The sequence below is a fragment of the Streptomyces shaanxiensis genome (assembly GCF_039537145.1).
GTDB lineage: Bacteria > Actinomycetota > Actinomycetes > Streptomycetales > Streptomycetaceae > Streptomyces > Streptomyces shaanxiensis.
On sequence record NZ_BAAAZY010000027.1, the window covers coordinates 112688 to 133015 of the forward strand.

Below are 20328 nucleotides of genomic sequence, written 5' to 3' on the forward strand. Positions count from 1 at the left end.
GTGAAAAGGTCGCTGATTGGGCCTGATGAAGGCTCCATTGCGTCCTTAGTGTCATCTGCATGACGAACTCCCCCGTCCCGCCCGCCGGCCCGCAACGCGTCCTGGCCCTGGCCCAGTTGAGCAACTCGATCGGCGACGGCGCCTACTACACGACGTCGGCCCTGTACTTCACCCAGGTCGTGGGCCTCGCCCCCGCGCGCGTAGGGCTCGGGCTCACCGTGGGGTGGGCTATCGGTTCACTGGTGGGGGTGCCGCTGGGGCAGCTCGCCGACCGGAGGGGGGCGCGCGGTACGGCGGTGCTGCTGGCGCTGGCGACGGGACTGGCGGTGGCGTCCTTCACGGTCGTACGCGGCTTCTGGCCGTTCGTGCTGGCCGCGTGCGTGTACGCCGCGGCGCAGTCGGGGCTCGCGGCGGCCCGGCAGGCCCTGCTGGCCGGGCTGGTGTCCGCCGGGGAGCGGACGAGGCTGCTCGCGCATCTGCAGTCGACGCTCAACGCCGGTCTGGCGGTGGGCGCGGGGCTCGGCGGTCTCGCGTTGCATGCCGGGACGCGGACGGCGTATCTGACGGTGTTCGTGCTGGACGCGGTGAGTTTCCTGGTGTGCGCGTTGCTGCTGCTCCGGCTGCCCTCCATGACGGCTGTGGCGAGCCGGCCGCGGCACGGTGGGCTCGGTGTGCTGCGCGACCGCCCGTATGCGGTGGTCGCGCTCCTCAACACCGTGCTGCTGCTCCGGCTGCCGCTGCTGAGCCTGGTGCTGCCGCTGTGGATCACCCGCAGGACCGAGGCGCCGGCCTGGCTGGTCTCCGCGCTGTTCGTGCTCAACACCGCTGCGGTGATGCTGTTCCAGGTGCGGGCGGCGCGCGGCGTCACGGGACTTGCCACCGCCACGCGCGCGGTGCGCCGTGCGGGCTGGGTGATGCTCGCCGCGTGCGTGGTGTTCGCGTTGTCGGCCGGTGCATCGTTGTGGGTGGCCGTCGGGATCCTGGTGGTGGGTGCGGTGCTTCAGGTGGTCGCCGAGATGGGGCAGTCGGCGGGTTCCTGGCAGCTGTCCTTCGACCTGGCCCCGGAAGGCCGCGTGGGCGAGTACCAGGGCCTGTTCGGGACCGGCGTCACCATCGCCCGCACTCTCGGCCCGCTCCTGCTGACGGCCCTGCTGGTGGAGTGGGGGACGCCGGGCTGGCTGCTGCTGGGCGGGGCCATGCTGGCGGCGTCGTACGCGATGGGACCGGCGGCTCGGTGGGCCGCCGATCGCCGGGCGCAGGAAGACCGCGTCAGGCAGCCCGCGCTCGTGCCGTGACCGGCAGGGCGTCCAGGAACAGCGCCCCCGCGAGCAGCCCCGCACTCCCCCGCGGGCTCCACGCGCGCGCGTGCAGGTCGGCGTCGAGGGCGGCCAGGGCCTCGGCGCCCGCGTCGGTGGCCGTACCGCCCGCCTCCAGGACGCCACGGGCGCCGGCCTGGACCTGCCGTAGCCCGATGGGGCCCGCGGTGTAGAGGAGTTCGGTGTCCTGGAGGGTGGACATCACGGTGAGCAGGGCGTCCAGACGGGCCTGCTCCTCCGTCGCGCCGGCCGAGCGGGCCTTGGCGAGCGCGTCCAACGCCCGCCGCACGTGCGGGAATCCGGCCCGTGCCTCGCCCCGTGCCCCGGCGGCGCCGTACTTCGCGGACACCGAGGAGCCCCGGGAGGGCCTGCGCGGGGCACGCTTGTCGGTGTGGGCGGCGATGCGCTTGGCGGTCGCCGCGACGTCCCGTGCCCCGGCCCGGGGGTCGAGCGCGGCCGCGGCGACCAGCAGGCCGAGCGCCCACAGCGCGCCACGGTGACCGCCGCCCGCGAGGTGCACCGAGTGCTCGGTGCACCTGCCGATGGCGCCGAGTTCACTGCGGAGCGCGGGTGTCGGGTCGCCCGTGCGCCGGGCGGCCGCGGCCATCGCCGCGAGGCCCGGCGCCAGCGCCTTGGCGGACCAGCGCAGCATGCGGTGGTCCCGGCGGGTGACGCGGGCACCGAGGTCGCGCGGGTCGGGCAGGCCCGGCTTGGGAGCCAGGGCCAGCTGCCCGGTCAGCGCGGTCACGGCGGCCTGCGCGAGCGTGTCGTCCTCGCGGCTGCTCATGGCCGTCCCCCCTACGAGGACGACGAGGACGCCGAGGCCGACGGGGCGTCGCTGGGCGGGGTGCCCGTCGGGGCACCGCTCGGCGGCGTACCGCCCTCGCCGCCACCGCCGCCGCTGCCCGCGCCGGTGTTCTCGGCGTCGGGGTCGACACCGATGGTGAGGAAGCCCTTGTAGCCCTTGGAGGGGTCCTTCTTGTGCACGGCCTTGAGGGTCAGCAGGCCGCTGGAGGCGCCGCCGCCGTCGTAGACCATGTCGTTGTCGAGGGTGGTGTAGCTGCCGGAGTGCTTGGAGTAGGGCTCCAGGGTGAAGATCTCCTGGGCGATCTCGTCGTCGAAGAACAGCTGGCCGGTGTAGTTGACCTTGCCGCCCTCGTAGGTGCCGTCCTCCTTCTGGCCGCCCGTGTGCACCTTGAGGTGGATGTGGCAGGTGCGCGGGGTGTACCAGCCCGGGAAGATCGTCTCGAACTTGACGACCCCGTTGGCGTTGGCGATCTGGTAGCCGCGCAGGTAGGTCTTGTCGTCGGCGGTCGAGCCGTCCTCGCTCTCGGCGGGTGCGGAGCCGCCGGGGTTGGCCGTGGTGTAGCCGGAGTAGTAGCCCCAGGCGTCGCAGTGCCAGATCTCCACGGCCGCGCCGGGAACCGGGGTGCAGCCGTCGGTGGCGTCGACGACGGTGAGGCGCAAGGTGAGCGGGACGCCGCTCTTGCCCTCGGTGATGTCCTTTCTCACCAGGGCGCCGTCGAGGTAGTACGGGCCCTCGGTGACGCTCGACATCAGCGTCATGCAGCTGGAGCTCTCCGAGGCGGTCGCGCCGGCCGTCGCCGCGGCCTCGGTCGTGGTCGTGCCGGTGTCGGCGAAGGCCGCCTGATAGCCCGCGGCGGCGAGCCCGCCCGCCGCGATCGTGCCGCCGGTCACCGCGAGCGCACGGCGCCGAGTGATCGACTTGTCCTTGTGGTTTCCCGTCATGGCCAGGAAGTTAGGGACGCCACCCGTCAGAAGCTTGGGGTGGCGCTGTGCGGTGGCTGTGAGTCCTGAGGAAGCTGAAGTCGACGCCTGTCACCGTCCATTGGGGGTCCCTCACCCGTAGAGCCCACTGATTACCCCAAATGCCCCCGTTCCGGTGACTTTCTCCCTCTCCCGGGCAAAGTGAACTGGCCACTTCCGCGATCATGCCCCGCCCAGGAGAGCGAAGACGATGACCCGTTCGCCAGTACGCCCGGTGCGCCCGCGTCCGGCCCGGTCCCTCCGTTCGGTGCTGTCGGCCGTCGCCGCTGTGCTGTCCCTGGTGAGCGCGCTCCTCGTCGGTGGGGCGACCCCGGCCGCCGCACTGACCAAGCCGGTCATCAACGGGCCCGTGTTCAACGACCCGCTGGGCACGGCCGCGCAACAGAAGGCGATCTTCACCCAGCTGGTGCGGCTGATCGACGCGACGCCGTCCGGGGCACAGATCCGCGGCTCGGTCTACGAGTTCCTCGACCAGGAGGTCGCGAACGCGCTGATCGCCGCCCATACGCGCGGCGTCGACGTCAGACTCGTCGTCGACGACTCGACCTACGTGGGGCCCGGCGGCGCCGAGTTCGACAACCCGGCCTACCGGTCCCTCAGGACAGTGCTCGGGACCAGCACCGCCGCCCGCTCCTGGATCGTCGTCTGCGACGACAGGTTCGAGGACGCGGACGGGGTGGACGACGTCCAGCGCGGCTGCCTGGCAGTGGCCCCGCCCGTACCGGCGTACAACCACAACAAGTTCTTCGTCTTCTCGAGGATCGGGCCCTTCGACGACGGCACGAGCTATTCCGGGGTCGTCTTCCAGACCTCCTCCAACCTCACCGACTGGTACAAGGTCGAGTCCTTCAACGACGCCGTCACCTTCACGAACAGCACGGTGTACAACGCCTACGTCTCGTACCACGAGCAGCAACGCCAGGGCCGCACCCTCGCCCGCGGCAACAACAACGCGTACTTCTCCACCCCGACCGGCTCGGCCTACCGGGGCTTCTTCTACCCGCGAGGTGACGCGTCGTACTTCAACCCGGCCACCGACACGATCGTGGGCGCGCTGAACGAGATCAGCTGCGCCTACACCGGCGCGGACGGGCTGCGGCACCAGACCGACATCCGCATCGTGACGCACAGCTTCTTCGGCTCCCGCCGCCAGGTCGCCGACAAACTGGCCCAGCTGCGCGGCCAGGGCTGCTGGATCGACATCGTCTACGCCGACAGCGACTCCGCGATCACCAGCCGGCTGAACGCCGCCGGCATCCAGCACCGCAGATGCCGCATCCCCAACGGCCCCGGAATCGACGTCCGCCCGCACAACAAGCAGATCCTGATCGACGGCGACTACAACGGCGACATCACCCCGCGCGTCTACACGGGCAGCGCCAACCTGACCGGGTCGTCACTGCGGTCGGCGGACGAGGCGATCGTGCGGATCACCAGTGCGTCGTACCACGCGCGGTACCTGAGCGCGTTCTACAGGATCCGCTCCGCTTGCGGTGGTTGATGCCGGCGGTGCGGCGGGACGGCCGTCGCGGGTGCGGCGGCGCTACACCGCCACCAACGGCGTGCCCTCGCGCCACTTGAGGATCTTGTCGAAACTCACCACCGCCCCGCTCCGCCCCGGCTTGTTGCCGATCTGGACGTGGTCGGCGAGTTCCGCGATGAGGCAGAGGCCGCGGCCGTGCTCGGCATCGGTGGAGACCGGGCGAGGGGCGCGAAGTGGCGCCGTGAAGCCCGGGCCCGAGTCGGTGACTTCGATGTGGCACTTCTCGCCGTCCAGGTACGCCGTCACGCGATACGCCTGGGGAGAGCCGTCCGGCGTACTGTCGCCGCCGTGCTCGACGGCGTTCGCACACGCTTCGCTGAGGGCGACGGAGAGGTCGTACGACACGTCCGGGTCCACGCCCGCGGTCTCCATGGTGCCGATCAGCAACCGCCGGGCGAGCGGCACGCTCGCAGCTTCCCGCCGCAGATGGAGTGACCACCAGATGCTCATGCTCCAGCCTCCTGGCCGCGGCTCGACATACCGTTACGTATTGCCACGAGTGCGGGGGTGTAAGCACATCCTTGACGTGATGCCGCCCATATGGTCGATGCGCCCACGCGTGAATCGGTGTATGTGGGGTCGGCCCACACCAGAAGGTGATCTTCCGGTTTGTACGGTTCCTATCCCCCTGTAAGTCCCGAAGCACTCGTACGTCATCTTGCGGACCTGCCGTATGGCGGTCATAAGGCCAGTGCGATGATGAGCCCGCCATGACTGCCCCCCACCCGCGCACGGTGCGCTCCGGAGGAGATCTCCGGATACTGCGGGCCGCGGTGTTCGCCGCGGTCTGCGTCGTGCTGGCCGGGGTCGGGCACACGCTGGGCTCCTGCGCCACGATCCCGCTGTGGACGCTGGGCGCCGGGTTCCTGGGGGTACTCCTGGTCACGGTGCCGTTCGCGGGGCGGGAGCGCTCGCTGCCCGGTATCGCGGCGCTGCTCGCGGCAGGCCAGACCGTCCTGCACACGCTGTTCGGGCTCGGTCAGCACGGGGCGGCCACCGGGGTCTCCGGCACGGTCTCCACCGGGGCCTCCGCCTCCGACGCCGCGCTCGTCGAGCAGGCCGCACGGCTCGTCTGCGGGACCGCCGCGGCGGCCATCAGCCCCGCCCAGGCCCAGAAGCTCCTCACCGAGGCACGGCTCGCCCCGACCGCCGGAACGCACACCCCGCACCCGTCGGCGGACGCCCTGTCCACCGTCACCGGCTCCGCGTCGCTCCTGCCGTCCCTGCCCATGGTGCTCGCCCACCTCCTCGCGGCTCTCGTCGCGGGATGGCTGCTGCGCCGCGGGGACCTGGCCCTGCTGCGCGTCGCCGAGATGTCCGCCCTGACGGCGCACTCGGTCGCCGAGGGGGCGTTCGTACGATCCCTGCGCGGGGCGCTCGCGCTGGTGCGCGCCCTGCGTGCCGGGCTGCCAGGCGCCCCCGAGGCGGGCCCGCTCGTCCAGTGCGCCGACTGGTCCGGCCCGCCCGAACCCCGCACCCTCGCACTCCAGCACACGGTGATCAGGCGCGGCCCGCCGGCCGGTGCCGCACTCGTCCTCGCCGCCTGACACGACGCGACCGCCACTCCACCGAAGTGGGGCTGAGGGGCCGCCGTCGTGCGGCACGCGCGCGTGCCCGGTTCTCCGATCGAGGGACAGCTCCTTCCTGCTGTGCCCGCCCGATCGGGCACCCCTGCGCACGCGTGCTCCTCACCACCACCGGAATCCCGATCACCACCGGGATCCCGAATCTCACCCACAGTGGAGTGCTCCGTATGAAGACCTCTCGCCTCGCCGCCGCGGGCGCCCTCGCCGGCACGGCCGTGCTCGCCCTGTCCGCGCCCGCGTTCGCCCACGTCAGCGTGCAGCCCGAAGGCACCGCCGCCAAGGGCGGTTACGCGGTCGTCGACTTCAAGGTGCCCAACGAGCGCGACAACGCCTCGACCACCAAGCTCGAGGTGACCTTCCCGACCGACCATCCGCTGGCCTCCGCGATGCCGGAGCCGATGCCCGGCTGGAAGATCGAGGTCACCAGGTCCAAGCTCGACAAGCCGATCGAGATGCACGGCGAGAAGATCTCCGAGGCCGTCTCCAAGATCACCTGGACCGCCGAGGACAAGGGCGTCGAGCCGGGCTACTTCGAGAAGTTCCCGGTCGCCATCGGCCAGCTCCCCGAGGACGCCGACGAACTCGTCTTCAAGGCGATCCAGACGTACTCCAACAAGGAGGTCGTGCGCTGGATCGAGGTGCCGCAGGAGGGCCAGGAGGAGCCCGAAAACCCGGCACCGGTACTCGAACTGTCCGCCGCCGAGGACGGCCACCACGGCTCGTCCTCCTCCGACCAGGCCTCCGACTCCGACGACGCCGAGGCCGCCTCCGCGAAGACCGAGGCCACCGAGCCCGCCGACAGCAGCGACACCACCGCCCGCGTCCTCGGCGTGGTCGGCATCGTCGTCGGCGCGCTGGGCGTGGCGTACGGCGTGCTCGCCGGCCGTCGGCGCACCGACGCCTGACCCAACTCCGTACACCCACACCTAGGGACGCCTCCGTGTCCCGGCCCACCGGTCTCTGGGCCGGGGCCGGGGGCCGTCCCCCGGGAGATTGCAGCAGCATGCGTAAGACAACACTCGCCGCGGCCGCCCTGCTCGCCGCCGCCACCCTGACCCTCTCCGCCTGCGGCAGCGGTGACGACAGCGACAAGCCCGTCACCGTGGTCTCCGAGGAGGCTGGCTCGGACAAGGCCGCCATCGTCCTCGACAAGCCGTTCGAAAAGCCGGACCTGGTCCTCACCGACACGAACGGCAAGAAGTACGACCTCCGCAAGGAGACCCAGGGCAAGCCGACACTGATCTACTTCGGCTACACCAACTGCCCCGACGTCTGCCCGCTGACGATGAGCAACGTCGCCGTGGCCAAGAAGCAGCTGCCCAAGGCCGAACAGGACGAGCTGCGCGTCGTGTTCATCACGACCGACCCGGAGCGCGACACCGCGTCCGCGCTCGGCAAGTGGCTCAAGGGCATCGACCCGCAGGTCGTCGGACTGACCGGGGACTTCTCCACCATCCAGGCCGGCGCCCGCACCCTCGGCATCACCATCGAGCCGCCGCACAAGGACAAGAACGGCAAGATGGTCTCCACCCACGGCACCCAGGTCGTCGCGTTCTCGCCGAAGACCGACGCCGGGTACGTCCTCTACACCGAGGACGCCCAGGTCGACGACTACACCAAGGACCTCCCCAAGCTGATCAAGGGGGAGAAGCCGTGAGGCGGTTCGCCCCGGTGACCGCGGTGATGACCGGAGCCCTCGTCCTGGCGGGCTGCGGCTCCGGCTCCGACTCCGGCGACTCCCAGGTCGAACTGTCCGTCAGCGGCGCCTACATCCCGCAGCCGGTCTCCGACTCCATGGCGGCGGGCTTTCTGACGATCACGAACAAGGGCGGCACCAAGGACGAGTTGACCTCCGTCACCAGCGACATCGGCGAGGTGACCGCTCACGAAACGGTCGACTCGTCGATGCGGGAGGTCAAGAACGTCGCCATCCCCGCGCACGGTCAACTCGTCTTCAAGAGCGGCGGCAGCCATCTGATGTTCGAGAAGCTGAAGCGGAAGCCCGAGGAGGGCGAGAAGGTGACCGTGAAGCTCCACTTCGCCGAGTCCGGCACGGTCACCGTCGAGATGCCGGTGAAGTCCGCTACGTACAACCCGAAGACCGGACACTGAGGGAGAGATCGCCTTGACCCAGACCATCGCCCCGCGCGTCCGGACCCTGGCGCTGTCGCGTGTCCGGCCCTTGGTGCTGCTGCGTGTCCGGACCCTGGTGCTGCGGCGTGTCCGGACCCTGGTGCTGCTGCTCCTGGCCGCCACCGGACTGCTCCTCGCCGGTGCCGGGCCGGTCTCCGCGCATGCCGCGCTGACCGGCAGCGACCCGCAGCAAGGGGCGGTGGTGGACAAGGCCCCGACGCAGGTCTCACTGACCTTCTCCGAGAAGGTCGCCCTGTCCGACGACTCCCTGCGCGTGCTCGACCCCAAGGGCCAGCGCATCGACCAGGGCGCCCCGGCCAACCTCAGCGGCACGACGTACGCCGTGAAACTCCACAGCGGCCTGCCCGACGGCACGTACACCGTCACCTACCAGGTGGTGTCCGAGGACAGCCATCCCGTCGCCGGCGCCTACACCTTCTCCATCGGCGCCCCCTCGCAGACCAGCGTCTCGGTCTCCGGCCAGGAGGCGGGCGGCGGGGTCGTCGGCTGGCTCTACGGGTTCGGGCGGTACGTGTCGTACGCCGGCTTCATCGTCCTGGTCGGCGGCGCCGCCTTCGTGCTCGCCTGCTGGCGGCGCGGGTCGAGCGTGCGGGCGCTGCAGCGGCTCGTCGTCTCCGGCTGGCTGGCCCTGACCGCCGCCACGCTCGGCCTGCTGCTCCTGCGCGGCTCGTACACCAGCACCGGGAAGGTCGGCGACATCTTCGACCTGGACCTCCTCGGCCAGGTGCTGCAGACCAAGACCGGTGCGGCACTGGTGTCGCGGCTGCTGCTGCTCGCGGCGGCGGCGCTGTTCATCGCCGTGCTGTTCGGCGCGTACGACAAGCGCGAGGACGAGGAGAAGCGGGACCTCACCTTCGGGCTCGCGATCGGCGGGAGCGTCGTGGCGGCGGGGCTCGCGGCGAGCTGGGCGATGTCCGAACACGCCTCGACCGGGCTCCAGGCCGGCCTCGCCATGCCGGTCGACATCGTTCACCTGCTGGCCGTCGCGGGCTGGCTCGGCGGGCTCGCCGCGCTGCTCGTCGCCCTCTACTGGACGCCCACGGACACGCCGCTCGAGGCGTCCGCCGTACGACGGTTCTCCCGTGTCGCCTTCGGCAGCGTGCTGGCGCTGGTCGCGACCGGGATCTACCAGTCGTGGCGACAGCTGGGGTCGTGGTCGGCGTTCACCGGCACGCGGTACGGGCAGTTGCTGCTGGTCAAGATCGGGCTCGTACTGCTGCTGGTGGGGATCGCGTGGATCTCGCGGCGGTGGACCGCGCGGTTGGCCGACGCGGTCGTGGTGAAGCCGCGGAAGGCCAAGGAGCCGGCCGACGGCGAGGCTGTCGAGGACGAGGCGGCCGACAGCGAGGCAGCCTCAGGCGAGAAGGAGCACGCCACCGCCCAGTCCCGCACCTCCGCCGCCGCCACCTCGGCCTCCGGCAAGAAGGGTGCCTCCGCGGCCGTGGCCGACAAGGGTGCCTCCGCGGCCGTGGCCGACAAGGGCGTCTCCCCATCCGACCAGGGCGACTCCAAGCGCGTCGCCCAGCTCGCCCGGCAGCAGGCCGCGATCGACACGGCACGGCAGAAGCAGCAGCGGGACGCCGACCCGAACCGGTTCGGACTGCGCCGCTCGGTGCTCGCCGAGGCGGGCGTCGCCGTCGTCCTGCTCGCCGTCACCACCATGCTGACGTCGACCGAGCCGGGGCGTACGGAGGAGGAGGCCAGGGCGGCCACGTCGTCGTCCGCTTCCGCCGACGGGTCGACGGCCGGGGCGCTGACCCTGGACATGTCCTTCGACACCGGCGGCGAGGACGGCAAGGGCGTCGTACGGATCGACCTCGACCCCGCGCGCGTGGGCGGCAACGAGATGCACGTATACGTACAGCGGCCCAACGGCCGCGCCTTCGACATCCCCGAGGTGAAGGTCGCCTTCACCCTCGAGTCCCAGGACATCGGGCCGCTGCCCGTCGTCCCCGACCACATCTCCACCGGACACTGGTCGGCGAGCGGAGTGCAGATCCCCATGGCGGGCGAGTGGAAGATCGCCGTGACCGTGCGGACCTCCGACATCGACCAGGCCACCGTCTCCAAGAACGCGCAGATCGGCTGAACCTCACCATGGCTGACCAGTCCATTCCGGAGGCCCGTACTCCTCAGACGCCACGCAAGGGCAAGACACGCAAGGGCACGACACCGCTCAACGGCGAGGCGCCACTTAATGGCGAGACGGCGCCTAATGGCGAGACGGCACTTAATGACGGCGTTTCCGAAGGCTCCGCCAAGGGCGCCCTCAAGGAGGGCGTTTCGCGGCGTCGGCTGCTCGGGACCGCCGGTGCCACCGGGCTGGTCCTCGGTGCGGCCGGCGGGGCCGTGGGATACGCCGCCCGGCCCGCCGAGGCGACACCGCTCACCTCGCTGGGCGCCGATCAGGTGATGTTTCACGGGAAACATCAGCCCGGCATCCTCCAGGGGCTCCAGGCGCGCGGCCACGTCATCGCCTTCGACCTGGCGGCGGGCGCGGGCCGCAAGGAGGCGGCGGCACTGCTGCGCCGCTGGTCGGAGACGGCACGGCGGCTGATGGCGGGCGAGGGGGCGCAGCAGGACGACACGGATGTCGCCCGGGACTCGGGGCCGTCGTCGCTGACGATCACCTTCGGCTTCGGGTACGGCTTCTTCGCCCGGACCGGCCTGGAGAAGCAGCGCCCGGTCGCCCTGGACCCGCTGCCCGACTTCTCCTCCGACCAGCTCGACAAGGCACGCAGCAACGGCGACCTGTGGGTGCAGATCGGCGCCAACGACGCCCTGGTCGCCTTCCACGCCCTGCGCGCGATCCAGAAGGACGCGGGCAACGCCGCCAAGGTGCGCTGGCAGATGAACGGCTTCAACCGGTCGCCGGGCGCCACCGCGCACCCCATGACGGCCCGCAACCTGATGGGCCAGATGGACGGCACGCGCAATCCGAAGCCGACGGAGGCCGACTTCGACGAGCGGATCTTCGTGCCGGAGTCCGGCTCGAAGGACCCGGCCTGGATGGCGAACGGCTCCTACGCCGTCGTACGCCGCATCCGCATGCTCCTCGACGACTGGGAGCAGCTCTCGGTCAAGGAACAGGAGGACGTCATCGGGCGCCGCAAGTCCGACGGGGCGCCGCTGTCCGGGGGCACCGAGACGACCGAGATGGACCTGGAGAAGACCGACAAGGCAGGGAACCTGGTCGTCCCCATCAACGCCCACGCACGCATCACAAGGCCCGACCAGAACGGCGGGGCGGCGATGCTGCGGCGCCCGTTCTCGTACCACGACGGCATCGACGCCGACGGAGTACCCGACGCGGGCCTGCTCTTCATCTGCTGGCAGGCCGACCCGCTGCGCGGCTTCGTCACCGTCCAGCGCAAGCTCGACCGGGGCGACGCCCTGTCGAAGTACATCCGGCACGAGGCGAGCGGGCTGTTCGCGGTGCCGGGCGGGGCGGCGGAGGGCGAGTACGTGGGGCAGCGGTTGCTGGAGGGGTGACGGTGGCGGGTGGGGTGACGGTACCGGCAGGGTGAGGTGGGGAGGGGTGACGGTGCCGGGAGCGTCGTACGGGTTCTGCACGGTCGTACGACAGTGAGGTCGCTCTCGGGGGTGGCTCACGGCCCAGAGTCGTGCACCGCCTTTCGCAAGGCCCATTAGGGTGAGGTCATGCCAGCGAGCTACGCCTATCTCGGCCCCGAGGGCACCTTCACCGAAGTCGCCCTGCGCACCCTTCCCGAGACCGCGACCCGGGAACTGATCCCCTACGTGTCCGTGCAGTCCGCGCTCGACGCGGTGCGCGCCGGCGAGGCCGAGGCCGCGTTCGTGCCGATCGAGAACTCGGTCGAGGGCGGCATCACGACCACGCTCGACGAGCTGGTCGCGGGCGCGCCGCTGATGATCTACCGCGAGGTGCTCCTGTCGATCACCTTCGCGCTGCTGGTCAGGCCCGGCACCAAGCTGTCGGACATCAAGACGGTCTCCGCGCACCCGGCCGCCCAGCCGCAGGTCCGCAACTGGCTGAAGAAGAACCTGCCGGACGCCCACTGGGAGTCGGCCGCCTCGAACGCGGACGCCGCGCGCCTGGTCCAGGAGGGCCAGTACGACGCCGCCTTCGCCGGCGAGTTCGCGGCCGCCCGGTACGGCCTCGAGGCCCTGGAGTCCGGCATCCACGACGCGGAGAACGCCCAGACCCGGTTCGTACTGGTGGGCCGGCCGGCCCGGCCCGCGGCGCCGACCGGCGCGGACAAGACCTCCGTCGTGCTGTGGCAGCGCGACGACCACCCCGGCGGGCTGCGCGACCTCCTGGGCGAGTTCGCCACACGCGGCATCAACCTGATGGTGCTGCAGTCCCGTCCCACCGGCGCGGGCATCGGCAACTACTGCTTCTGCATCGACGCCGAGGGACACATCTCCGACCGCCGGGTGGCCGAGGCGCTGATGGGGCTGAAGCGGATCTGCCTGGAGGTCCGGTTCCTGGGCTCGTATCCGCGGGCGAACATGAAGCCGGGGGATGTGCAGCCGCCGCGCCTCGGGACGTCGGACGAGGAGTTCGTGTCGGCGTCGGACTGGGTGGCTCGGTGCCAGGACGGGCGGTTCTGAGCGGTTCCGTGCCAGCCGGTTCCGACTGGTTCCGAATGGATCCGGCATGGGTTTCACGCCAGTACTACCAGCTGATTGTCGTTATCCACAGGAGTTATCCACAGGTACTCTTCTCGACCTGGGGACAAGTCGACAAGGAAGCGTGAGTCTGTCGACAAAGCGCTCCCCAGGGCCCTTCGGCGTCCACCGTCACGCAAGTCACCCTTCGTCCACTCTTTTCCTTTGAGCAATCCTTTGGGGCGACCGCTTTCCACTCGAACGTGGGGATACAGAGGGTTTGTCCTGGGAATCCTCGACTCGCGCGACGCGTTACGGAGTGATCAATTCCGACGTCCACAACCCATCCACACACCCTGTGGATAACTCTTCAGGGGGCTGGGGATTCCTGTGGACAACACGGCCCCAAGTCCCGTTCTCCACAAGGGAATCGAGTCAACCGGGCGCCGCGCCCCTGCCCCGTTCCAGGGAGTGAGACACCTTTTATTGACACGTTTCGCAATTCACCCATAACGGAACGTAAGCCACGGTTCGGAATAGCGAGTCGTGGGCTGTCACCCCGCCCCGGTAGCCTTGAGCGCGTGATTGACCTTCGCCTGCTCCGTGAGGACCCCGACCGAGTGCGCGCCTCGCAGCGCGCCCGTGGAGAGGACGTCGCGCTCGTCGACGCCCTCCTGTCTGCCGACGAGCGGCGCAGGTCGTCCGGCGTCCGCTTCGACGAGCTGCGTTCCGAGCAGAAGAACCTCGGCAAGCTCATCCCCAAGGCCTCCGGCGACGAGAAGGCCGAGCTGCTGAAGAAGGCGAGCCAGCTGGCCGCCGACGTCAAGGCGGCCGACGCCGAGCAGAACGAGGCGGACGAGGAGACCAAGCGCCTCGCACTCCAGCTCGGCAACCTCGTCCACCCCGACGTCCCCGTCGGCGGCGAGGAGGACTTCGTCGTCCTGGAGACGCACGGCACCATCCGCGACTTCGGTGCCGAGGGCTTCGAGCCCAAGGACCACCTGGAGCTCGGCGAGGCGCTGGGCGCCATCGACGTCGAGCGCGGCGCCAAGGTGTCCGGTTCCCGCTTCTACTACCTCACCGGTGTCGGCGCCCTGCTGGAACTGGCGCTGGTCAACGCGGCGATCGCCCAGGCCACCGAGGCCGGGTTCATCCCGATGCTCACCCCCGCGCTGGTCCGCCCGCGCGCCATGGAGGGCACCGGCTTCCTCGGCCAGGCCGCGGAGAACGTCTACCACCTGGAGAAGGACGACTACTACCTGGTCGGCACCTCCGAGGTCCCGCTCGCCGCGTACCACATGGACGAGATCCTCGACGCGGAGAAGCTGCCGCTGCGCTACGCGGGCTTCTCGCCGTGCTTCCGCCGCGAGGCCGGCACCTACGGCAAGGACACGCGCGGCATCTTCCGCGTCCACCAGTTCGACAAGGTCGAGATGTTCTCGTACGTCGCCCCCGAGGACGCGGAGAACGAGCACAAGCGGCTCCTGGAGTGGGAGAAGCAGTGGCTCACCGGCCTCGAGCTGCCCTTCCAGGTCATCGACGTCGCCTCGGGCGACCTGGGCGCGTCGGCGTCCCGCAAGTACGACTGCGAGGCGTGGATCCCCACCCAGGGCAAGTACCGCGAGCTGACCTCCGCCTCCAACTGCGACAGCTTCCAGGCCCGCCGGCTGTCGGTGCGTCTGCGCGACGGCAAGAAGGTGCAGCCGCTGGCCACGCTCAACGGCACCCTGTGCGCCGTCCCGCGCACGATCGTGGCGATCCTGGAGAACCACCAGCAGGCCGACGGCTCCGTCCGGGTGCCCGAGGTGCTGCGCCCCTACCTGGGCGGCCGGGAGGTCCTGGAGCCGGTGGCCAAGTGAGCGGCACGGCTCCCACCGGGGATCCCGAGGGCTCCTCGGGAGACTTCCCGGACAACTCGGGCGGCTTCCCCTACCGGCTGATCGCGACCGACCTCGACGGAACGCTCCTGCGCTCCGACGAGTCGGTCTCGCGCCGCACCCGTGAAGCCCTCGCCGCGGCCACCGCGGCGGGCGCGGCGCACATCGTCGTCACGGGGCGCGCGGTGCCCTGGACCCGCCACATCCTCGACGACCTCGGCTACCAGGGTCTGGCCGTGTGCGGGCAGGGCGCGCAGGTGTACGACGCCGGCGAGCACCGCCTGTTGACCTCGGTCACCCTGGACCGCCAGCTGGCCGGCGTGGCCCTGGCCAAGATCGAGGCGGAGGTCGGCCCGCTGTTCCTGGCGGCGAGCCGCGACGGCCTGGACGGCGACGTGCTGGTGGGCCCCGGCTACGCGGTCACGGGCAAGCTCCCTGCGACCCCCTTCACGGACGCGTCGGATCTGTGGACCGCCCCGCTGAACAAGATCTACATTCAGCACCCGAGCCTGTCGGACGACGAACTGGCCGAGGCCGCCCGCCAGGCCGCCGGCGGTTTCGTCACGGTGGAGATGGCGGGCGAGGGCATCGTGGAACTGCTGCCGCTGGGCCTGTCGAAGGCGACGGGCCTGTCCCTGGCCGCCCGTCGGCTGCGCCTGAAGTCCGCCGACACGATCGCCTTCGGCGACATGCCGAACGACATCCCGATGTTCGCCTGGGCGGCCCGCGGGGTGGCCATGGCCAACGCCCACGAGGAACTCAAGGCGGTGGCGGACGAGGTGACGGCCTCCAACGAGGAGGACGGGATCGCGGTGGTACTGGAGCGGTTGCTCGGCTGAGGCTGGGAGCGCCTCGGCTCGTCGAGCCGGGGGCTGCCTGCCAGGCTCCGGGGGCCGCGGGCTGGGGGCTGGGGGCCGAGGGCTGGGGCCGCGGTTTCGGCGAGCGGCCACGGGCCGACCGGGTAGCGCCGGGACGCCCTTCCCAGGGGCAGTCCGCATCCGCAATCGCCGTGGGCAACCGCCGTGGGCAGACGTTCCGCAGGGCGGAACGGGTGGGCACGGCCTGCAGCGCCGGGCGCCTCGTCAAGGCACCCCAACCCCTGCAGCCCGGCCAAGCCCCAGTGGCAACGTCTCGCGGAGGATGCACGAATCGAACGTGCGCGGGCTTTTCAGACCCGACCACGGTTTAGCAAACCGGTGCCTTACCACTCGGCCAATCCTCCGGGTGGGCGGCCCACGCGAGAGCGACATCGCGTGCTCGAAGCGGCCGCCCCGGGCAGCTCCCCGTGCGGTACGAACTCGTCGGAGGGGTAGCGATTACTCCGGAGTCCGCCGCCGGCTGCCCTGAAGGGAGCTGGACGTACTGCCGTGCATGGACATCGTCCGGCTCCTCTCCCAGAATGTGGCGCCGGACTCACCGTCCGGCGATGTGGACACAACCACTGTGCCTGTACGGCGAGTTGGGCGCCACAGATTAAAAGGCCCTGGAAAGCGGCGTACGTTCCTTACCGGCGGCGCCACTTGCGTCGGCGCCCCTTGCTGAAGAACCATCCGGCCGGCGGTTCGTCGGAGCGCCACGGCTGCGGCTCGGGCTCCTCACGGCGCCAGCGGGCGGCCAGCATGCGGGCGCGGGCGGACGGTTCTGCGGTCTCGGCGGACCGTATGAAGTCCTCGTCCAGGACGAGGTCGTCCCAGTCGTCTGCCATCCCCGTTCCTCTCAGCCCTCTCAGCAGGACGTCCCCCTTTTGCCCAGTGTGCCCGGACAGAGGTGAAGCCGCCGTCAGGAGCGAGCCCGGTCAGGGGCCCGCTCCTTTACTTCTCACCGGCGCCCCTACTCCTCACCGGCGAGCGTCAGCGACCGCAGCTTCTGGCCCGCGTACCAGGTGGCGACCACGGTGACCACGGCCAACAGCACCGTCGCCGTGGTCAGCCCGACGTCCGACGTCACCATGTCCCCGCCGGCGACCTTCTGCGCCACCGCCAGCGACCACTGCTGGACGCTCAGCGTGCGCGCACCCGCCACCAGGGAGCCGAACAGGGCCTCCCAGACGAGCGCGTAGACGAGCCCGAAGACCACCGCGTGCCGGGACACCGTGCCGAGCAGCAGGAAGATCGCCGCGTACGCGATGGAGGCGACCAGCGCGGCCACCGTGTAGGCGACGGCGATCTGCTGGCCGTTGCCGTTGAGGATGAAGCCGGCGATGAAGGTGGGCAGCGCCGAGAACACCATCGTCACGGCGATCGCCACGATCAGCTTGGTGAAGATGATCGTCGGCCGTTTCACCGGCTTGGACAGCAGGTACACCACGGAGCCGTCGTCGATCTCGGGCCCGATCGCGCCCGTGCCCGCGATGACGCCGATGATCGGCACCATGGTGGCGAGCGCGAGCCCGCCGAGCAGGTCCGACGCGGTCTGGTCGTCGGCTCCGGCAAGGACGCGCACCAGCACGGAGATGACGATGAGCAGCAGCGGCAGCGCGCCCAGGATGAGGGCCCGGCGACGGCCGAGCAGGGCCCGGTAGGTGAGCCGGGCGACTGTGGGGTCGTACATCTTTCGGCCTCCTACGCCGCGACGAGATACGAGAAGACGGACTCGAGGGACTCGTCGGACGGCGAGACCGTGAGCAGGCGGATGCCGTGGTCGCGTGCCACCCTCGGCAGCAGGGCGGTGAAGCGGCCGAAGTCGACGGCCTGGATGTGCAACGCGCCCTCGGCCAGGTCGACCTCGATGCCGGACGTCGACGGGTCGGCGATCAGCGCGGCCGCGAGGGCGCGGTCGTCGCTGGAGCGCACCAGGTAGCGGTGCGGGCGGTCGGTCATCAGGCGGCGGATCTTGCGGAAGTCGCCGCTGGCCGCGTGCCGTCCGGCGACCACGACCTCGATGTGCCAGGCGAGTTGCTCGACCTCTTCGAGGATGTGGGACGAGAACAGCACCGTGCGTCCCTCGTCGCCCATGCGGCGCAGCAGGTCCATGAGCTGCATGCGCTGGCGCGGGTCCATGCCGTTGAAGGGCTCGTCGAGCAGGAGCAGTGACGGGTCGTGCACCAGGGCGCTCGCCATCTTCACGCGCTGGCGCATGCCCTTGGAGTACGTCGAGATCTTGCGGTCCTGCGCGTACTCCATCTCGACCGTGGCCAGTGCCTTCTGGGCGGCCTTGGCTCCCAGGCCGTGCAACTCGGCGTTGGCGACGACGAATTCGCGTCCGGTGAGGAAGTCGTACATCGCCTCGCGCTCGGGGACGATGCCGATGTGCCGGTAGATGGACTCGTTGCGCCACACCTGCTGTCCGTCGAGGGTGACGGTGCCGGTGGAGGGGGCCAGGAAGCCGCCCATCATGTTGATGAGGGTGGACTTTCCGGCGCCGTTCGGGCCGAGCAGGCCCGTGACGCCGGGGCCGATCGTCATGGTGATGTCGTTGACGGCGACCACGTTGCCGAACCAGCGGGAGACGTGGTCGATGGAGAGCGTGGTCACAGTCCGACCTTTCGGTAGCGGCGCATCAGGAGGCCGTAACTGGCGGCGATCAGACCCAGGGTGAGGAGGACGTAGACGACTCCTTCGCCGTTGCTCGGGCCCACCCCGCCCGGGAACGCGGAGCTCGCGCCCAGGAAGGCGGACTGCACACCGTCGATGAGCGTGATGGGCGAGAACAGGCCGATCCAGGCGATGGCGCCGCTGCTGCCTCCGCCGTCGAGGGACTGGGCGTCGGCGATGGCCTGGAGCGTGGACACCGAGCCGTAGGAGATGGTCAGTACGGCGATCACGGCAGCGATGCCGAAGCCACGGCGCGGGGTGAACGACGCGATGACGAGGCCGATGCCGGCGAACAGCAGCGAGAGCAGTGCCACGGAGACGAGCCCCTGTGCGAATCCCTTGGTCTGGTCGGCGAAGTCGAGCTTGGCCAGCAGCGCGCCCACATAGAGCACGAGCAGCGGGGCCGCGGTGAGGAGGAACAGCGCGGAGGCCAGCGCCGCGAACTTCGCCCGGACGTAGTCGGCGGTCTCGATGGGCCGCGAGAAGTACAGCGGCACGGTCTTGAAGCGCAGGTCGCGGGAGACGGACTGGGGCGCCTGCGAGGCGACGTAGAGGCTGATCACGGCCTGCATGACGATCGCGTAGCGCGTGTAGTCCACGGGCAGGTCGCTGGCCTTGGTGGCGACCGCGACGGCGACCATGATGGCCGCGGGCACGCACATCACCACGAACAGCAGCATCGGCAGCACCTTGGACTTCACCGAGCGGCCGAGGCCGTAGGCGCCGCGCAGGGACTGCGAGTAGAGCGAGCGGGTGGCGTAGGAGCGGCCGAGGCGGGGGCCGTCGTAGGTGCGGTAGCCGATGTTGTGGATGCGGGTCTGGTCACCCGACTTCGTGGCTACGGGCTGCTCAACTGCCATGGCCGACCGCCTCCTTCCGCTGTGCGTCGGTGCTCTGCTCGCTGCCCTGGTCGTTGTCGGTGAAGACCTCGGAGATGTGGTGTCGGCGCTGTTCCATGCGCACCAGGCCGAGGCCGAGGTCGGCGACCACGTCGCGCACCAGGTCGTAGGTCTCCTCGCCCTGCGCGGTGAGCAGCAGGATGTGTCCGGCGCCCGGGAGGCCGCCGCTGCCGTCGAGGACGTCCACCCCGCGCGCGTGGAGCGCGTCGCGCACCGTGCGGGTGCCGTCCGGGTGGTCGTCGGTGTCGGTGACCTCGATGGCGAGGGTGGTCGTGGTCTGGGTGAAGTCGGTGGTGGAGCTGGAGCGCAGGAGCTTGCCGCCGTCGATGACGACGACGTGGTCGCAGGTGCGCTCCAGTTCGCCCAGCAGGTGCGAGGTGACCAGGACCGAGATGCCGAAGTCCGTGTGGATGCGGCGGATCAGGCCGAGCATGTCGTCGCGGCCGACCGGGTCGAGGCCGTTGGTCGGCTCGTCCAGGAAGACCAGCTGTGGGTCGTGGACCAGGGCCTGCGCCAGCTTCACGCGCTGTTTCATGCCGGTCGAGTAGCCGCCGATGGGGCGGTATCGCTCCTCGTACAGACCGACGTGGCGCAGGGTGTCCGCGGTGCGCTCGCGCGCGGCGGCGGGCGGCAGGCCGGACATGCGGGCCATGTGCACGACGAACTCGGTGGCCGACACGTCGGGCGGCAGGCAGTCGTGCTCCGGCATGTACCCGACCCGCTCGCGGATGGCGGCGCCTTTGGTGGCGACGTCGAGTCCGAGCACTTCGGCTCGGCCCTCGGTGGCGGGGGACAGACCCAGCAGGATCTTGATCAGTGTGGACTTGCCGGCTCCATTGGCTCCGACGAGTCCGGTCACACCGGGCCCGACGTCCACGGAGAGCCGGTCAAGCGCGGTCACCCTGGGGAACCGCTTGCTCAGGCTTTCGGTCGCGATCACAGTCACGCTTCGAAGGTAGTGACGCGGACCACGCCGGTCGTCACCCCGCAGAGCTGTCTTGAAGTCAGACTCCAGATGTACGGGCACCTAGGGGTCACCCTG

General features: G+C 70.5%; 19 protein-coding genes and 1 tRNA gene. 11 read left to right on the forward strand and 9 right to left on the reverse strand.

What is annotated here, in order from left to right; translation table 11 throughout:
- The first annotated feature begins 59 nt into the window (after positions 1-59).
- Entirely contained in the window at positions 60-1295 is a 1236-nt protein-coding gene (locus ABD932_RS37905; protein WP_345020204.1) for an MFS transporter, read from the forward strand.
- On the opposite strand, the gene ABD932_RS37910 is transcribed toward ABD932_RS37905, so the two are convergent.
- The gene (locus ABD932_RS37910; RefSeq protein ID WP_345020206.1) at positions 1270-2103 is read right to left on the reverse strand and encodes a triphosphoribosyl-dephospho-CoA synthase; all 834 of its coding nucleotides are present in this window, start codon (positions 2101-2103) and stop codon (positions 1270-1272) included. The two genes, ABD932_RS37905 and ABD932_RS37910, sit on opposite strands and share 26 nt — an antisense overlap.
- Before the next feature lie 11 nt (positions 2104-2114).
- On the reverse strand, positions 2115-3065 hold the full coding sequence (locus ABD932_RS37915; protein WP_345020208.1) for an intradiol ring-cleavage dioxygenase: 951 nt from the start codon (positions 3063-3065) through the stop codon (positions 2115-2117).
- Between the two features lie 229 nt (positions 3066-3294).
- Here ABD932_RS37915 and ABD932_RS37920 point away from each other — a divergent pair, with 229 nt between their 5' ends.
- Complete coding sequence (locus ABD932_RS37920; protein ID WP_345020210.1) at positions 3295-4605, forward strand: phospholipase D-like domain-containing protein; 1311 nt, start codon at positions 3295-3297, stop codon at positions 4603-4605.
- A gap of 42 nt (positions 4606-4647) precedes the next feature.
- On the opposite strand, the gene ABD932_RS37925 is transcribed toward ABD932_RS37920, so the two are convergent.
- Positions 4648-5097: an ATP-binding protein gene (locus ABD932_RS37925; protein WP_345020212.1), complete on the reverse strand. Its 450-nt coding sequence runs from the start codon at positions 5095-5097 to the stop codon at positions 4648-4650.
- A gap of 260 nt (positions 5098-5357) precedes the next feature.
- Here ABD932_RS37925 and ABD932_RS37930 point away from each other — a divergent pair, with 260 nt between their 5' ends.
- The 9 genes from ABD932_RS37930 (at position 5358) to ABD932_RS37970 (ending at position 15693) form a co-directional block, all read left to right on the forward strand.
- Positions 5358-6194 carry a hypothetical protein gene (locus ABD932_RS37930; RefSeq protein ID WP_345020214.1) on the forward strand — a complete coding sequence of 279 codons (837 nt, stop codon included), beginning with the start codon at positions 5358-5360 and terminating at the stop codon, positions 6192-6194.
- Between the two features lie 206 nt (positions 6195-6400).
- Complete coding sequence (locus ABD932_RS37935; RefSeq protein ID WP_345020216.1) at positions 6401-7138, forward strand: YcnI family copper-binding membrane protein; 738 nt, start codon at positions 6401-6403, stop codon at positions 7136-7138.
- A 98-nt stretch (positions 7139-7236) separates the two neighbouring features.
- Entirely contained in the window at positions 7237-7890 is a 654-nt protein-coding gene (locus ABD932_RS37940) for an SCO family protein (protein ID WP_345020217.1), read from the forward strand.
- A 26-nt stretch (positions 7891-7916) separates the two neighbouring features.
- Positions 7917-8345, forward strand: a complete 429-nt coding sequence (locus ABD932_RS37945; RefSeq protein ID WP_345020293.1) for a copper chaperone PCu(A)C — start codon at positions 7917-7919, stop codon at positions 8343-8345.
- A 73-nt stretch (positions 8346-8418) separates the two neighbouring features.
- Complete coding sequence (locus tag ABD932_RS37950; RefSeq protein ID WP_345020296.1) at positions 8419-10476, forward strand: copper resistance CopC/CopD family protein; 2058 nt, start codon at positions 8419-8421, stop codon at positions 10474-10476.
- 8 nt (positions 10477-10484) lie between these two features.
- Positions 10485-11879 carry an iron uptake transporter deferrochelatase/peroxidase subunit gene (gene efeB / locus ABD932_RS37955; protein WP_345020219.1) on the forward strand — a complete coding sequence of 465 codons (1395 nt, stop codon included), beginning with the start codon at positions 10485-10487 and terminating at the stop codon, positions 11877-11879.
- 168 nt (positions 11880-12047) lie between these two features.
- Complete coding sequence (pheA, locus tag ABD932_RS37960; RefSeq protein ID WP_345020220.1) at positions 12048-12980, forward strand: prephenate dehydratase; 933 nt, start codon at positions 12048-12050, stop codon at positions 12978-12980.
- Between the two features lie 578 nt (positions 12981-13558).
- On the forward strand, positions 13559-14836 hold the full coding sequence (serS, locus tag ABD932_RS37965; RefSeq protein ID WP_345020221.1) for a serine--tRNA ligase: 1278 nt from the start codon (positions 13559-13561) through the stop codon (positions 14834-14836).
- Positions 14833-15693 carry an HAD family hydrolase gene (locus ABD932_RS37970; protein WP_425587579.1) on the forward strand — a complete coding sequence of 287 codons (861 nt, stop codon included), beginning with the start codon at positions 14833-14835 and terminating at the stop codon, positions 15691-15693. Before serS ends, ABD932_RS37970 begins: the two co-directional genes overlap by 4 nt.
- A gap of 295 nt (positions 15694-15988) precedes the next feature.
- Here ABD932_RS37970 and ABD932_RS37975 read toward each other — a convergent pair.
- From ABD932_RS37975 to ABD932_RS38000, 6 genes are all read right to left on the reverse strand, one after another.
- Positions 15989-16076 (reverse strand) — tRNA-Ser (locus ABD932_RS37975).
- A 282-nt stretch (positions 16077-16358) separates the two neighbouring features.
- Positions 16359-16559, reverse strand: a complete 201-nt coding sequence (locus ABD932_RS37980; RefSeq protein ID WP_126393444.1) for an SGM_3592 family protein — start codon at positions 16557-16559, stop codon at positions 16359-16361.
- A 125-nt stretch (positions 16560-16684) separates the two neighbouring features.
- A complete protein-coding gene (locus tag ABD932_RS37985) occupies positions 16685-17404 on the reverse strand; it encodes an ABC transporter permease subunit (RefSeq protein ID WP_126393445.1) in 720 nt (239 codons plus the stop codon).
- A gap of 11 nt (positions 17405-17415) precedes the next feature.
- On the reverse strand, positions 17416-18327 hold the full coding sequence (locus ABD932_RS37990) for an ABC transporter ATP-binding protein (protein ID WP_126393446.1): 912 nt from the start codon (positions 18325-18327) through the stop codon (positions 17416-17418).
- Positions 18324-19247 carry an ABC transporter permease gene (locus tag ABD932_RS37995; RefSeq protein WP_345020223.1) on the reverse strand — a complete coding sequence of 308 codons (924 nt, stop codon included), beginning with the start codon at positions 19245-19247 and terminating at the stop codon, positions 18324-18326. Before ABD932_RS37995 ends, ABD932_RS37990 begins: the two co-directional genes overlap by 4 nt.
- Positions 19237-20226 (reverse strand): ABC transporter ATP-binding protein, encoded by a 990-nt coding sequence (locus ABD932_RS38000; protein WP_345020300.1) that lies wholly within the window; start codon positions 20224-20226, stop codon positions 19237-19239. Before ABD932_RS38000 ends, ABD932_RS37995 begins: the two co-directional genes overlap by 11 nt.
- Positions 20227-20328 lie beyond the last annotated feature (102 nt).